This window comes from Streptomyces sp. NPDC048182 (assembly GCF_043202555.1).
Taxonomy (GTDB): Bacteria; Actinomycetota; Actinomycetes; order Streptomycetales; family Streptomycetaceae; genus Streptomyces.
On sequence record NZ_JBIDAQ010000001.1, the window covers coordinates 591380 to 605900 of the forward strand.

At 76.9% G+C, this 14521-nt stretch carries 13 protein-coding genes; 9 read left to right on the forward strand and 4 right to left on the reverse strand.

Going from position 1 to position 14521, the window contains the following annotated elements:
• The first annotated feature begins 277 nt into the window (after positions 1–277).
• From ACGFZL_RS02810 to ACGFZL_RS02845, 8 genes are read left to right on the forward strand one after another with little or no spacing between them, the layout of a single operon-like run.
• Positions 278–1555, forward strand: a complete 1278-nt coding sequence (locus ACGFZL_RS02810; protein WP_393688570.1) for a glycosyltransferase — start codon at positions 278–280, stop codon at positions 1553–1555.
• Positions 1552–2985 carry an exopolysaccharide biosynthesis polyprenyl glycosylphosphotransferase gene (locus ACGFZL_RS02815; protein WP_393688572.1) on the forward strand — a complete coding sequence of 478 codons (1434 nt, stop codon included), beginning with the start codon at positions 1552–1554 and terminating at the stop codon, positions 2983–2985. The genes ACGFZL_RS02810 and ACGFZL_RS02815 overlap by 4 nt, the downstream gene beginning before the upstream one ends.
• 4 nt (positions 2986–2989) lie before the next feature.
• Positions 2990–4315 (forward strand): O-antigen ligase family protein, encoded by a 1326-nt coding sequence (locus ACGFZL_RS02820; RefSeq protein ID WP_393688574.1) that lies wholly within the window; start codon positions 2990–2992, stop codon positions 4313–4315.
• A gap of 2 nt (positions 4316–4317) precedes the next feature.
• Positions 4318–6291 carry a murein biosynthesis integral membrane protein MurJ gene (murJ, locus tag ACGFZL_RS02825; protein WP_393688576.1) on the forward strand — a complete coding sequence of 658 codons (1974 nt, stop codon included), beginning with the start codon at positions 4318–4320 and terminating at the stop codon, positions 6289–6291.
• Positions 6272–6961 (forward strand): polysaccharide deacetylase family protein, encoded by a 690-nt coding sequence (locus ACGFZL_RS02830; RefSeq protein WP_393688677.1) that lies wholly within the window; start codon positions 6272–6274, stop codon positions 6959–6961. Before murJ ends, ACGFZL_RS02830 begins: the two co-directional genes overlap by 20 nt.
• 1 nt (position 6962) lies before the next feature.
• Positions 6963–8117 (forward strand): glycosyltransferase, encoded by a 1155-nt coding sequence (locus ACGFZL_RS02835; protein WP_393688578.1) that lies wholly within the window; start codon positions 6963–6965, stop codon positions 8115–8117.
• Positions 8114–8821 carry a lipopolysaccharide biosynthesis protein gene (locus tag ACGFZL_RS02840; protein ID WP_393688580.1) on the forward strand — a complete coding sequence of 236 codons (708 nt, stop codon included), beginning with the start codon at positions 8114–8116 and terminating at the stop codon, positions 8819–8821. The genes ACGFZL_RS02835 and ACGFZL_RS02840 overlap by 4 nt, the downstream gene beginning before the upstream one ends.
• Positions 8818–9927 carry a GNAT family N-acetyltransferase gene (locus ACGFZL_RS02845; protein ID WP_355165796.1) on the forward strand — a complete coding sequence of 370 codons (1110 nt, stop codon included), beginning with the start codon at positions 8818–8820 and terminating at the stop codon, positions 9925–9927. Before ACGFZL_RS02840 ends, ACGFZL_RS02845 begins: the two co-directional genes overlap by 4 nt.
• 25 nt (positions 9928–9952) lie before the next feature.
• Here the strand turns inward: ACGFZL_RS02845 and ACGFZL_RS02850 are convergent, their stop codons facing one another.
• Positions 9953–11260 carry a glycoside hydrolase family 26 protein gene (locus ACGFZL_RS02850; protein WP_393688583.1) on the reverse strand — a complete coding sequence of 436 codons (1308 nt, stop codon included), beginning with the start codon at positions 11258–11260 and terminating at the stop codon, positions 9953–9955.
• A gap of 143 nt (positions 11261–11403) precedes the next feature.
• Here ACGFZL_RS02850 and ACGFZL_RS02855 point away from each other — a divergent pair, with 143 nt between their 5' ends.
• The gene (locus tag ACGFZL_RS02855; protein WP_393688585.1) at positions 11404–12669 is read left to right on the forward strand and encodes an ATP-grasp domain-containing protein; all 1266 of its coding nucleotides are present in this window, start codon (positions 11404–11406) and stop codon (positions 12667–12669) included.
• A 67-nt stretch (positions 12670–12736) separates the two neighbouring features.
• Here ACGFZL_RS02855 and ACGFZL_RS02860 read toward each other — a convergent pair whose 3' ends face one another.
• From ACGFZL_RS02860 to rdlA, 3 genes are all read right to left on the reverse strand, one after another.
• On the reverse strand, positions 12737–13420 hold the full coding sequence (locus ACGFZL_RS02860) for a chaplin (protein WP_393688587.1): 684 nt from the start codon (positions 13418–13420) through the stop codon (positions 12737–12739).
• A gap of 118 nt (positions 13421–13538) precedes the next feature.
• Entirely contained in the window at positions 13539–13766 is a 228-nt protein-coding gene (gene chpD / locus ACGFZL_RS02865; RefSeq protein WP_393688589.1) for a chaplin ChpD, read from the reverse strand.
• A 197-nt stretch (positions 13767–13963) separates the two neighbouring features.
• Positions 13964–14359, reverse strand: a complete 396-nt coding sequence (gene rdlA, locus ACGFZL_RS02870; protein WP_393688591.1) for a rodlin RdlA — start codon at positions 14357–14359, stop codon at positions 13964–13966.
• Positions 14360–14521 lie beyond the last annotated feature (162 nt).

The window sequence follows — 14521 nt, forward strand, 5'->3', positions numbered from 1 at the left end:
GCGCCGGACGGGTGTTCACCGTCCCGACACACATTCCATGTTTTGCCCCTTTCGCCCCGATGACGGCTAGAGTCCCACACCGTCCCCGCCGTCCCACGCAGCCACGTGGAGCAGCCAGTCGTAAGGGAGTGCGGCCTCGGCGGTGACCAGCCGGCCCCCTGGCTCGTTGCCCAGCACGACGCGGCGTGCGCCGGCGGGCGCCGCGTCGCGGCCGGCGCCCCGGGGATCAGACGCGTTCCCGCCCGTCTGAGCATCTTCCGTGAGCGAGGAAACGCGCATGCAGCTGTCACCGACCGGCCCCCCACCGCGGGTCCTGCACGTCACCCAGCCGGTGGACGGCGGGGTGGCCCGGGTGGTGGCGGATCTGGCGCGGGCTCAGCTCGCCGCCGGGCTGCGGGTCTCGGTCGCCTGTCCGGACGGCCCGCTGGCCGCCGGGCTGCGCTCGCTGGGCGCGGACGTGCGGCACTGGCCGGCGACCCGCGCGCCGGGGCCGGCGGTGGCGGCGGAGGCGCGGCGGCTCGCGCGGGTGGTCGGCGAGGTGCGCCCCGACCTGGTGCACGCGCACAGCGCGAAGGCCGGCCTGGCGGGGCGGCTCGCCGTACGGGGCCGGATCCCGACCGTGTTCCAGCCGCACGCCTGGTCGTTCGAGGCGGTCGGCGGCGCCGCGGCGGCGGGCGCGCTGCGCTGGGAGCGGTGGGCGGCGCGCTGGACGGCGCGCACGGTGTGCGTGAGCGAGGCGGAGCGGCTGCGCGGGGAGCGGGCCGGAATCGGCGGGCGGTGGTCGGTCGTCCCGAACGGCATCGACCCGGACCGGTACGCCCCCGACCCGGACCGGCACCTCCCCGAAGAGGCCCCCGGCCAGGAAGCCGACGGCCCCCTCGTGGTCTGCGTCGGCCGGCTCTGCCGCCAGAAGGGCCAGGACGTGCTGCTCGACGCCTGGGACACCGTGCGCGCCCGCGTCCCGGGAGCCCGCCTCGCCCTGGTCGGCGACGGCCCCGACCGCCCCCGCCTCACGGTCCGCGCCCCCGCGTCCGTCCGCTTCACCGGCGCGGTCGCCGACCCCGTGCCCTGGTACCGGGCCGCCGACGTGGTCGTCCTGCCCTCGCGCTGGGAGGGCATGGCACTGGCACCGCTGGAGGCGATGGCCTGCGGGCGACCGGTGCTGGTCACCGACGTGGACGGCGCCCGCGAGAGCCTCCCGGCCGCCCTCGCCCCGCACTGCCTCGTCCCGCCGGAGGACCCGCCCGCCCTGGCCGCCGCCCTCACCGCCCTGCTGGCCGACACCCCCCTGCGCGGGTCGCTGGGCCGCGCGGGCCGGGCCCACGTGCGGGCCGTGCACGACGTACGGCACACGGCGGCGGCGGTCGCGGCGGTGTACCGGGCGGTGCTGCGCGAGGACCCGCACCAACCCGACCTGCCGTACGGGCGCACCCCCGAAGCGATCCCCGCAGCGACCTCCGAGGCGACCCCCGACACCACCGCCGCCCTCCCCGACGCGCGGCCCGCCGCGCACTCCTTCGTGCCCGCCGAGTACAGGAAGTGCAGCCACCAGTGACCGCGGAAAGCACCGTCCCCGTCCCCGCCGGACAGCCCCGGGACGCCGGGTCGTCGTCCCCGGCCGTCTCGGTGCTGCCGCCGCGCACCGCCACCCCGGGCTACCGGTTCCCCGCCCGGCGCCCGGCCCCGGGGCCGCTGCCCGCACTGCCCCTGCTCGTCGCGGACGGCACGGCGGCCCTGCCGGGCACCCTCGCCCTGGCCGGCACCCCGCACCAGCCGCTGCTAGCCGCCCTGCTGGTCAGCGCCGCGCTGCTGCTGCGCCCGTTCCGCCCGCCCCGGCGGCTGCCCGGCGTCCTGGACGAACTGCCCGCCGTGTGCGCCCGGGTCGCCGTGATCTGGCTGGCGCTGGCGGCGCTGGTGGCCGCGTACGCCCCGCCGCACGCGCTGTCCGCCCGCACCCTGCTGCTCGGCTTCCTGCTGCACGCGGCGACGGGCTGCGCGGCCCGGGGCCTCGCTCACCACCAGCGGCGCAGGGCGCTGCTCGACCACCCGCACCCGGCGCTCGTCGTCGGCCCGGCCGCGACCGCGCAGCGGGTGGCGTCGGCGGTGCTGCGGCATCCGCGCAGCGGGGTGCGGCCGGTGGGTGTCGTGGCCGGCGAGCCGGACGGCGCGGCCGGGCTGCCGGTGCTGACCACCGGCGAGGAGGTGCAGCGGGCGGTCGTGCAGAACGGCGTGCGGGTGGTCCTCGCCGTCCACCCGTCGGTACGCACCCAGCAGGGCCCCCTGCTGCGGGCGCTGGCCGAGTCGGGGTGCGCGGTCTGGGAGGTCGACGCGGACGCCCCCTCGCACGCGGGCCGTGACCGGCTCGCCGGGTTCGCCTGCCGGCGCCTGGAGCCGGGGGCGCGGCGGCCGGGCAGCGCGGGCAAGCGGGCCCTTGACGTGGCCGTGTCCGGCGTACTCCTGCTGCTGCTCAGCCCGGTGCTCGCGGCCTGCGCGCTGGCGCTGCGGGTCAGCGAGGGGCCGGGCGTGGTGTTCCGGCAGGAGCGGATCGGCAAGGACGGCCGGCCCTTCACGCTGCTGAAGTTCCGCACGTACCGCCCGGTGGACGAGCGCGAGTCGGCGACCCGGTGGAGCGTGGCGGACGAGCGCCGGATGCCGTGGTTCTGCCGCTTCCTGCGCCGCACCTCCGTGGACGAGCTGCTCCAGCTCTGGAACGTCTTCCGCGGCGACATGAGCCTGGTCGGCCCACGCCCCGAACGCCCGTACTTCGTGGCCCAGTTCAGCAGCGCCTACCCCGGTTACGCGGCCCGCCACCGGGTGCCCGCCGGGATCACCGGGCTCGCCCAGATCAACGGGCTGCGCGGGGACACCTCCATCGAGGACCGGGCCCGCTTCGACAACGCGTACATCGACGACTGGTCGCTGTGGCAGGACGTCTGCATCCTGCTGCGCACGGCCGCCGCGCTGCTGCGTCCGACGGGGAGCTGACCGGGTGAGCCAGGCACTGCCGCTGTGGTCGGCGGCCCGGGTACGGCGGCTGCCGCCGGTGGCCGGCTTCGTCGCCGTCGTCGCGCTGCTCGCGCTGCCGGTCGCGCCGTCCGCCGACGGCGGCGCGCAGGGCGCGCACCCGGCCGACGCGGTGTCCGCGCTCGTCGTGCTGTACTGCGCCCTGCGCCTGGTCCGCGACCGGCACCGGCCGCTGTCGGCGACCACGGCGGTGGTGCTCGGCCTGCCGGTCGTCGGGCTGGCCGTCGCCGCGGCCGGGGCGGCCTCGCCGGGCGCGGGACTCGCCGGACTCGGCCGCTACCTCCAGGTGTTCGTGCTCGTCCCGTGCGCCGTGCTGCTGCTCGTCCGGGGGCGGGACGACGTACGGCTGCTGGCCTGGTCCCTCGTCGGGCTCGCGCTGTGGCAGGGGGCGCTCGGCACGCACCAGTTCCTCACCGGGACCGGCGCCTCCTACCAGGGCGAGCGGATCCGGGCGGTCGGCACCTTCGGGGCGCAGGACGTGATGGGGATGGCGACGGTGGTGTCCCTGGGGCTGGTCTGCGCGGCCGGTCTGGCCCTCGGGCGGGCGCCGGTCCGGCAGCGGGTGGCCGCCGCCGGCTGCGCCGTCGCCCTGCTGGTGCCGCTCGCGGTGTCCTTCAGCCGGGGCGCCTGGATCGCCACCGCGGTGGCCCTCGTGGCCCAGCTGGTGCTCGCCGGGTGGCGGCGGGCGCTCACCGTCGGGGCGGCGGTGCTCGCGGCGGCCGTGGTGCTGGTCGGCGGCCTCGGACTCGGCTCGGCGATGCTCCAGGAGCGCCTGGGCAGCATCACGCAGGTCGCGGACGCGCCCGACCAGTCGGTCATCGACCGGTACTCGATGTGGGCGGCGGCGTCGGGCATGTGGCGCGAGCACCCGCTGACCGGCGTCGGCCTCAAGGGCTTCCCGGACCACCGCGACTCGCACGCGTCGCTGGCGCTGTCCTCGGGCAGCGAGACCGACGGCGCCGGCGCGGGCTACGTCCGGCAACCCCTGCTCTCCCCGCACAACATGTACCTCCTGGTCCTGGCCGAGCAGGGCCTCATCGGCCTGACGGCGCTGGCGGGGAGCTGGCTGGCGCTGCTGACCCTGGGCCTGCGCCGCCTGGCCACCGCCCGGCGCACCGACCCCGCCGTCCTCGACTGCGGCCTCGCCGCCCTGGGCCTGCTGACCTGGCAGCTCACCGACTTCGCCTACGCCGACATCGGCGGCCCGTCGACGGTGCTGACGGCGGTGTGCCTGGGCATCGCGGCGTGGTGGGCGCTCGGCGCTGCCGCGCGGGAGGTGCAGGGTCCGTGAGCGTGAACCCGACTTCTGCCGAAGGGACGCGGGCGGCGGGCCCGGCGGCGGGCCAGGACGCGCCGCCCGTCGCGGCGCCGGCCCACGCGGGCCCCGGCACGGGAACCGCCGAGACAGGCCCCCGGAACGCCGACGCGGCCCCCGCCGCCCCCTCAGCCCCCGCCGTCCCCCCGGCCCGCACCACCCCGCCGGACGCCACCCCCGCTGCCCCCGGCACCTCCGCCGCCCCCGCCACCCCCGACCCCTCCTCCCGCCGCTTCCTCGCCCGCGCCGCCCTGATCACCGCCGTCCTCTCCGTCGCCGGGTCGGTGCTCGGTCTGGCCCGGGACCAGGCGCTGGCCCGGCTGTTCGGGGCCGGCGGGGAGACGGACGCCTTCCTGGTGGCCTGGACGGTGCCGGAGTTCGCGGCGACGCTGCTCATCGAGGACGGCCTCGCCTTCGCGCTGGTCCCGATGTTCAGTCTCGCGCTGGCCCGCCGCGCGCAGGGCGCCCCCGGCGACCCGGTCCGCGCCCTGGTCGGCACGACCCTGCCCCGGCTGCTGCCCGCCTTCGCCGCCGTCGGCGCCCTGGTCGTGCTCACCGCGCCCGCGCTGGTCCGGCTGCTGGCGCCCGGCCTGCCCGACCAGGCCCTCGCGGTGGACTGCACGCGCCTCACCGCGACCTCGGCGGTCAGCTTCGGCCTGGCCGGCTACTGCAGCGCCGCCCTGCGCGCCCACCGCCGCTACCTGGCGCCCGCCGCGATCTACGTCGCCTACAACACCGCCATCATCACCGCGATGCTCCTGCTGGGCGGCCGGTGGGGGGTCCGTTCGGCGGCCCTGGGCGTCGCGGCGGGCGGCTGCCTGATGGTGGCGGCTCAAGCCCCCTCGCTGCTGCGGCAGTTGCGGCGCAAGGACACCGAGCCGACGAGCACGCCCACCGAGGCGACCGCACAACCCCTCGCCCTCGCCCTCTTCGCCACCGTCCTCCTCTTCGCCCTGTGCCGACAGTCCCAGGTGCTCATCGAGCGCTTCCTCGCCTCGGGCCTGCCCGCCGGCGCCATCTCGCACCTCAACTACGCGCAGAAGGTGGCGCAGCTCCCGATGACCCTGTCGCTGATACTGTGCACGGTCACCTTCCCGGTGGTCGCGCGCGCGATGGCCGACGGGGACACCGAGCGGGCCCGGCAACGGGTCGAGCGGGACGTGACGGTGGCCGCCTGCGTCGTCCTGCTCGGCGCGGCCGTCGTCATCGCCTGCGCCCCCCAGCTCGTCCAACTCCTCTTCCAGCGCGGCGCCTTCACCGCCGCCGACACGGCCGCCACCGCCGGCGTCATGCGCGTGTACGCCCTCGGACTGCTCGGCCAGACCGTGGTGGGCGCCCTGTCCCGCTGCTACTTCTCGGCCAGCAGGCCCAGTTGGTACCCGCTGGGCGCGATGGCCGTCGGCATCGCCGCCACGGCCGCCGTCGGCGCCGCGGCCGTCGGCCCGTGGGGCGTGACCGGCATCGCCGCCGCCAATGCCGCCGGCATCACCCTGACCGCCGCCCTGCTCCTGGCCGGGATGGGCCCGCGCAGCGTCCCCGTCCGCGTCCGGCGCGTACTGGCCGGGCTGGCCAGGGCGGTACCGGCCGCGGCCTGCGCGACGGCACTGGGCGCGCTCGCCGCCGACCGCACCGGCGCGGCCACCGGCTCCCCCCTGCTCGGCCTGGTCACCGGCATCGCCACGGTCGCCGCCGTCTTCACGCTCACCGGCCTCGTCCTGGGGGTCGCGGGCGTCGCCCCCGCCCTGCGCGCGGCCCGCTCCCTCGTCCGGCACCCCCGCATCTCACGAAGGCTCCCGCATGGCCGCATCGGCATCCGCCTCCCCGTCCGCGTCCGTTCCCGAAGGGCCCGAGAGGTCCAGGGGCCCGAAGGGGACGCTCACCGCACCCGCCCGGACCACCGCCCGCCCGGCGACGACCGTCCCGTGGGTGGCGATGTACCACTCCGTCGGTGACGTCACCGACGACCCGTACCGCGTCACCGTCACCCCGGCCCGCCTCGAGGCCCAGCTGCGCTGGCTGCGCCGGCGCGGGCTGCGCGGGGTGTCCGTGGCCGAGCTGCTCGCGGCGAGGGCCCGCGGCGAGGGCCGCGGCCTGGTCGGGCTGACCTTCGACGACGGGTACGCCGACTTCACCGAGCACGCGCTGCCCGCCCTGCGCCGCTGGGGCTGCGGCGCCACGCTGTTCGTGCTGCCCGGCCGGCTGGGCGGCGTCAACGCCTGGGACCCGCTGGGCCCCCGCAAGCCCCTGCTGACCGCCGAGGGCATCCGAGAGGCCGCCGCCGAGGGCGTGGAGATCGGCTCGCACGGCCTGACCCACGTCGATCTGACCGGGGCCGACGACGCCACCCTGCACGCCGAGACCGCCGCCAGCCGCGACCTGCTCGCCGAGCTGACCGGCACCGCGCCGGCCGGCTTCTGCTACCCGTACGGCACCCTGGACCGGCGCGCGGTGGACGCGGTGCGGGCCGCCGGGTACGCCTACGGCTGCGGCATCGACCCCGGCCCGCTGACCGGCCCGCACGCGCTGCCCCGCGTACACGTCGGGCAGGGCGACACGGGCGTCCGCCTGCTGCTGAAGACGCGGCTGCACCGGCTGCGCCGGCGGCCCGTCGCGGGGGTCTGAGGTGCGGGCCCTGCACATCATCACCGGCCTCGGCGTGGGCGGCGCGGAGCAGCAACTGCGGCTGCTGCTGCGGCACTTGCCGGTCGAGTGCGATGTGGTGACGCTGACCAACCCGGGACCGGTGGCCGCCGGACTGCGGGCGGACGGGGTGCGGGTCACGCACCTCGGCATGGCCGGCAACCGCGACCTGGCCGCGCTGCCGAGGCTGGTGCGGCTCGTCCGGGCCGGGGGCTACGACCTGGTCCACACCCACCTGTACCGCGCCTGCCTCTACGGCCGGCTCGCCGCCCGCCTCGCCGGCGTCCGGGCCGTGGTCGCCACCGAACACTCCCTGGGCGACAGCCAGATGGAGGGCCGCCCCCTCACCGGCGGGGTGCGCGCCCTGTACCTGGCCGGCGAGCGCCTCGGCCGCGCCACGGTCGCCGTCTCCCCCACCGTCGCCGGCCGGCTGCACCGCTGGGGCGTGCCCGCGCCCCGCGTCGAGGTCGTCCCGAACGGCATCGACCTGGCCCGCCTCCGCTTCGACCCGGAGCGCCGCGCGGCGACCCGGCGCCTGCTCGGCCTGCCCGAGGACGCCTACGTGGTCGGCGGCGTCGGCCGGCTGGCCCCGGGCAAGCGCTTCGACGTACTGGTGGACGCCCTGGCCCTGCTGCCCGGCGACTGCCGGCTGCTGCTGGTCGGCGGCGGCCCCGAGGAACCGGCCCTGCGCCGCGCCGCCGAGGCGGCCGGGGTCGCGGGCCGCGTGCTGCTCACCGGCGAACGCCCCGCGGCCCCGGACGGCACGGAAGGCCCCGACCTGCCCTCCCTGCTCGCCGCGATGGACGTGCTGGCCTCGCCCTCCCCGGAGGAGGCCTTCGGCCTGGCGGCCCTGGAGGCGCTGGCCGCCGGGCTCCCGGTGCGCTACGCCTCCTGCCCGGCTGTCGAGGACCTGCCCCCTGAGGCCGCACCCGACGCCCGCAAAGTCCGCTGTGACGCACGGGAGTTCGCGCACGCCCTCGCCGAGACCCGGCGAGCCGGCCCCGGGCCCCGCACCGCCCCCGAGGCCGCCCGCCACTACTGCGTCACCCGCAGCGCCGCCCGCCTGATGGACGTGTACGCCCGCGTCCTCGCGCACCCGTCGTCGTCCCCGGCCCCCGAGGGAGTCCGCACCGCATGACCGAGCACCTGACCGAGCCCGCGCCCGCCGAGGCCGCCGCCCGCCCCCCGCGCACCGCCCCACGCCCCCGCCGGCGCCCCGGCGCGCTGCGCCGCCTGCGCGCCCTGCCGCCCTGGACGCCGCTGGCGGCCGGCGTCCTGGCCGGCGGCGTGCTCGGCGGCGCGTACGGGCTGCTCAGCACCCCGCAGTACACCGCCACCAGCTACGTCGTCGCCGTCCCCGGCACCAAGGCGGAACCGGCGTCCGCGCTGGGCTTCGCGCAGGCGTACGGCCGGGTCGCCACGCAGCTCGCGGTGCTCGGGGACGCCCAGGTGTGGGCGGGCGTGCCGGTGTCGACGCTGCGGGACAGCGTCACGGCGGCCACCTCGCCGGACGCCCCGATGGTGTCCGTGTCGGCCGTCTCCGACCGCCCCGACCGGGCCGCCGACATGGCCAACGCGGTCTCCCGGGCGCTGACCCGGCACGCGGCGACGGCCGAGAAGGACACCCACGTCGAGCTGCGGCAGTTCGCCCGGGCCGTGCCGCCCACCGAGGCGTCCTCGCCGTCGGCCGGGGTGACCGGTCTGGTCGGCGCGAGCGCGGGCGGGCTGCTCGGCGGCCTCGCGCTCCTGGTCCGGCCGCGCCGGTCCGACCGGGAACCAGGCCATCCGGGCGCCCCGGTGCCGGGCCCCGGCCGCGCCGCCGACGGACGCCACCGCCCGTGACGCCGTTCAGCACGGAACTGGTCACCGAGGAGGCCGAGTTCGCCGCGCTGGCCCCCGACTGGCAGCGCCTGTACCGGAGCTGCGCCACCGCGACGCCGTTCCAGAGCCACGCCTGGCTGCACTCCTGGTGGCTCTCCTACGGCGGCCGGGGCGCGCTCCGCGTGCTGCTGGCCCGCGCCGGCGGCGAACTCGTCGGCGCCGCACCGCTGATGCGCGTGCGGCGCCCGGTGCCGGCACTGGTCCCGCTGGGCGGCGCGATCTCCGACTACGGGGACGTCCTCCTGGACGACTCGCGCGGCGCTGACGCGGTGGCCGCGCTCACCGCGGGCCTGTCCCGGGCGGCCCGCACCGCGCTGGTCGACCTGCGCGAGGTGCGGCCCGGCGCCGCCGCCGAGCGGGTCTACGCGAGCTGGCCCGGCCCCCGGCGCCGCCTCGCGGACTCGCTCTGCCTGGAGCTGCCCGCGCTGCCGCTGGCCGAGCTGACCGCGCGGCTGCCGTCGGCCAAGGCCCAGCAGCGGGTGCGGGCCAAGCTGCGCCGCCTGGACACGCTGGGCGTCAAGAGCCGGGCGGTGCTGCCGGAGGAGACCGACGCGGCGCTTCGGCACCTGCTCGACCTGCACCGGCGGCAGTGGCAGGACCGCAAGGTGACCGGCGAGCACCTGCGGCCCCGGTTCGGGGAGCACCTGACGCGGTCGGTGCGGGCACTGGTGGGCTCCGGGGACGCGGTGGTCACCGAGTTCCGCGCGGCCGACGAGGTGGTCGCCGTGGACGTGACCTTCCTTGCCGAGCGGCTGGCCGGCGGCTATCTGTACGGCGCCCACCCCCGGCTGCGGGAGCTGAAGGCGGACGTGGCGGTGATGCTCCTCGACGCCTGCGCCGGGCACGCCGAGGGGCGCGGCACGCTGAGCCTACTGCGCGGCAACGAGCCGTACAAGCGGCACTGGCGCCCCGAACCGGTGGCCAACCAGCGGCTGCTGCTGGCCCGGCGGCACACCGCCCCGCTGCTCGCGGCGGCGCTGTGCGACGCGCGGGCGCGGCGGGGCGGCAAGGAGCTGCTGCGCCGCCGCGCGGAGCGGAGGGAGCGCGACGGTGGCGGCGGGAGCTGAGCCGGCCCGCCGCCACCGGGGGCGGCTACAGGCCGCGCGTGTGCCAGCCGAGGCGCATGCAGAGCTTGCCGCCGAGCACGTTCTCGACCCACGTGCCGAGGTCCAGCGGCGTGCACTCCTCGGGGAGCTTCGGAACGGCCGGCTCGGTGGGCGCCGGCGTGGGCGGCGCGGTCGGCTGGGCGGACCCGCTCGGCTCCGGGGTCGGAGTCGGGGTCGGGGTCGGGGTCGGCGCCGGGGTCTGATCGGTGCGGCCGAAGAGCACCGAGCGGTAGACGGCCGTGGAGCGCGGGTTGTCGTCGCACTGCCACACGCCGTGCGGGCAGTAGTCCGTGAGCGTGTTGTACAGCGGCGCGTGCTGGTCCATCCAGGCCAGCATGGAGCGCATGTAGGCCGCGTTGTCGCCGTTGCGGAACAGGCCCCACTCCGGGTACGAGATCGGCTTGCCGTGCGCCTTGGCGAAGTCGACGTGCGCCTGGAGTCCGTACGGCTCCTTCACCTGCTCCTCGAAGGCCATGCCGCGCGGCTGGTCGTAGGAGTCCATGCCGATGATGTCGACGGTGTCGTCACCGGGGTAGCAGGCCGTCCAGGGCACGGCGTCCCGGCCGCGGCTGGGCGCGAAGTCGAAGCGGAACTTCTGCCCCGGGACCGCGCGCATGGTGGTGACGATCCGGTTCCAGTACGCCTTCCACGCCTCGGGGTCGGGGCCGCAGCGGTGGGTGTAGGTGGTGCCGTTCATCTCCCAGCCGAGCACCAGGACCGTGTCCGGCACCTTCAGCGAGACGAGCCGCTCGGCCAGCGCCCGGTAGTGGCGGTCGAACTCGCCGGCCGCGCCCCGGCGCAGCAGCGCGCGCACGTCGTCGTCGTCGACGCCCGCCTCGTTGCGCTCCATCATCGGCACGTTGAGGACGAGCATCCGGTCGGCCCGGCGGGTCCGCCAGTCCGCCCAGACGTCGAGGAAGCCGGGGGCGCCCTCGATGTTGCTCCAGCGGTCGCCGGGCAGATAGGTGTGGCCGACCCGCAGTTCGGCGTCGCCGAGCCAGTGGCTCAGCTCGGCCATGCGGGCCACGCCGCGCGGGCCGTAGTCGAGGTACGCGCCGAAGGCGGGGGCGGGCTTCGCGGCGGGCGTCGGTGTCGGGGCGGGTGTGGCGGTCGCGGACGGTGTCGCTGCCGCGGATGGTGTCGCTGTCGCGGCGGGCGTCGGTGTCGGGGTGGGCGCCGGGGGCTCGTCGGCGGCGAAGCCGGGGCCGGCCGCGGCCAAGGCGGCCGACACGGCGACCGCCGCCGCGGCGCATGCCAGCCGTCTGGCCCGGGTCCGTGGCTGCTGTGGGGTCATGCCGACACCTCTCCCGCTTCCTGACGCCTTGTCCGTAAATGACAGCCAGTCATATGAGTAGCCATCACGCCAGCTCGGTTACGGCTTTCGAGTGCGTCGATCGCCCGCACCGGTGACCTGTGACGAAACAGAAGGAAGAAACCGTGTCGCTGTTCGACACCCGCGTCCCCGCCGTCCTGCTGCGGACCGACCGGAACCCCTTTCACCACGGCACGCTGGGCGCGGTGCGCTCGCTCGGCCGGGCGGGGGTGGAGGTGCACGTGGTCGCCGAGTGCGCGGACAGCCCGGTGGGCGCCTCCCGTTACGTGAGCGCCCCGCACAGCCCGCCGCCGCCCGGCGCGTCCGCCGACGAGGTCGCGGCCGTGCTGCGCCGCGTCGCCGCGCGGGTGGGGCGCCCCGCCGTACTCATCCCGATGGACGACGCCTGCGCGCTCGCGGCGGCGCGGCTGCGGGCGGAACTGGCGCCGGCCTACCTGCTGCCCGACATGCCGGACGCGCTGGCCGAGCAGGTCGCGGACAAGGCGGAACTGGCGGCGCTGTGCCGGGCGTTGGAGGTGCCGCACCCCGAGACGCTGGTCCCGGACGGGCCCGGTGAGGCCGCGCGGGCCGCGTGGCGCCTCGGGCTGCCGGTGGTGGCCAAGTGGAGCCGGCCCTGGCGGTTGCCGGCGGGCAGCGGGCTGCGCAGCACCGTCGTGCTGCGTTCGGCGCAGGAGGCGCGGGAGCTGTACCTGCGGGCCGAGGAGGCGGGCAGCCGGCTGCTGCTCCAGGCGTTCCTGCCGCCGGGCCCCGACCGCGACTGGTTCTTCCACGGCTACGCCGACCGGGCGGGCGCGGTGCGGGCCGGCGGCCCCGGCCGCAAGACCCGGTCCCGGCCGCGCGGCGCCGGACTGACGGCGGTGGGCCGCTGGACCCCCAACCCGCGGGTGCGCACGCTCGCCGAGCGGATCACCGCGGAGCTGGGCTACCGGGGCATCTTCGACCTGGACTTCCGGCGCTGCGGCACGACCGGCGACTACCACCTGCTGGACTTCAACCCCCGCCCCGGCGCCCAGTTCCGCCTGTTCACCGACACGGCCGGCCTCGACGTGGTCCGCGCCCTGCACCTGGACCTGACCGGCCGCCCGCTCCCCGTGGACGGGGCGGCGCGGCCCGGGCGGACCTTCGTCGTGGAGAACTACGCCCCCTTCAGCGCCCTCGGCCCGGCCCCCGGCGGCCGGGAACTGGCCTGGCACGCCCGCGACGACCGGGCCCCGGGCCGCGCCCTGTGGCGCCTGTGGTCCCGGCACGCGGCCGGCCGCCTCCGCGACCGCGCCCGCCGCTCCCCCGCCCCGGCCGCCGCCGGCCCCGCCCGCGTGGTCCGCCAGGCCACCGCCCCCACCCAGGACGACGAACGGGCCGGCATCCACTGAGGGCCGGACAGCACGACGCCCCCGGCCGGAAGGCCGGGGGCGTCGGCGGTGCTGGGGGTGCGGGCCGTCAGGGACGGACGGCTGCGGCCTTTCCCCTGCGGTAGAGGATCGAGCCGCCCGCGATCAGGGCCAGGCCGGCCGCCGCGGCACCCAGGGTGTTGGTGCCGGCGCCGGTCTCGGCCATGACGGGCGGGTGCTCGACGCCGGGGGGCGGCGGGGTCTCCTCGCCGGTGGGCGGCGGTGGGGTCTCGTCGTCCGTGGGCGGGGGCGGGGTCTCCTCGCCCGGGGGCGTGGTCGGCGGCGGCGTGGCGGGGGGCGGCGTCGTGGGAGGCGGCGTGTCGTCCTCGCCGTAGCCGCCGCCGGGCGGGTCCTGGCGGGCGCAGGAGTTGCCGAAGGCGGGGTTGAGCGCGGCGACGACGTCGACCGTGTTGCCGCACAGGTTCAGCGGCACCTCGACCGGGACCTGCGCCGTGTTGCCGGAGCCGACCCCGGGCGAGCCGACGGCGGCGCCGTCCGCGACGGCGCCGGTGGACAGGTCGGAGGTGCCGTCGAGCCCGTCCTCGACGCCCTGGTCGCCGCGGCCGTGGCCGTGACCTTGAGCGTCGTGGAGGGCGGCGTCGGGCACCGCGCTGGGCGCGTTCGTGGCGGCGCCGTCCGCAAAGGAGTCGGCGAGGGCCGGACTGCCGCACAGGGACAGCACACTCGTCGCGGCGGCGGCCGCGAACATTCCCCTGCTCAGGGTCTGTCGCACTCTGGTGGTCTTCCTGCTCGAGAGAGACGGCTGCTCGAAAGGGGAAGAGCCGGCCCTGGACCAAGCGAGTTGGCCAAGGCCGGCCCTGACACAGCCGGACGGCTGGTGCGGAACGAGGTCAGTCGTTCTCGCACTTGTTGCCGAACGCCGGGTTCAGCAGACCGATCACGTCGATGGTGTTGCCGCACACGTTGACGGGAACGTGGACGGGGATCTGCACGACGTTGCCGGACAGGACGCCCGGGGAACCGACAGCGGCACCCTCGGCACCCGCGTCGGCGAAGGCCGGGGCAGCCATGCCCAGGGCCATGATCGCGCCCGCGACGACAGCAGCGCTCTTCTTCATAAGATTTCCCTTCTCTGTGGTCACTGACCTACAGCCTGCAAACGAGGAATTGACGGCCGAAGAAACTACGGAACGTGGGGCACGGTGAAATTCACTCGAATGTCTCACTTTCCGCTCTCACCCGGCGGACATACCTGCGCGTACGGCCGGGCGGCCCGCGGGGAAGTCAGCGAGCCACCCCGGCCGGACGGGATGGGTCAGCGACCCTCGCCGTTCGCCGACAGCACCGACAGGTCCTCCAGGACGTGCGACACGGCGCCGTCCCGCTTGGCCTGGGTGGAGTTGTCGTCGCACTGCTGGTTCAGGTCGTCCGCCAGGACGTTGACGTCCTGGACCGGGACCAGGTTGACGACGGCGACGTTGACGTCCTCGAGGCCGACGCACGGCTTGTTCAGCGTGCCCTCGACCAGGGACAGCTGCGGGCTCATGTCGCCCTTGGTGGCCGAGTTGCCGAACGATGAGGAGGCACCGTTGCCGTTGGCCACGGCCGGCCCGTTGTCGTCCCCGATGGCAAGAGCCTGGGGAGCCGCTGCCGCCGACATGCCGATCACAGATGCGGCGGCCGCCGCGGCGACCATTGCCTTCTTGAGCACTTCGCGTTCCTTTCCTCGTAGCGACGCACTGTCCTACGGCCTCATCAACCCGGTGCGGAGGGATTGGTTGCGGGCGTTCACCCGGTTGGCCCGCACGGGATCACGGGAGGACGCCGGAATCCCCGGAACTCCGGGCCGAGCGCCAAACCAGGCATATTTACC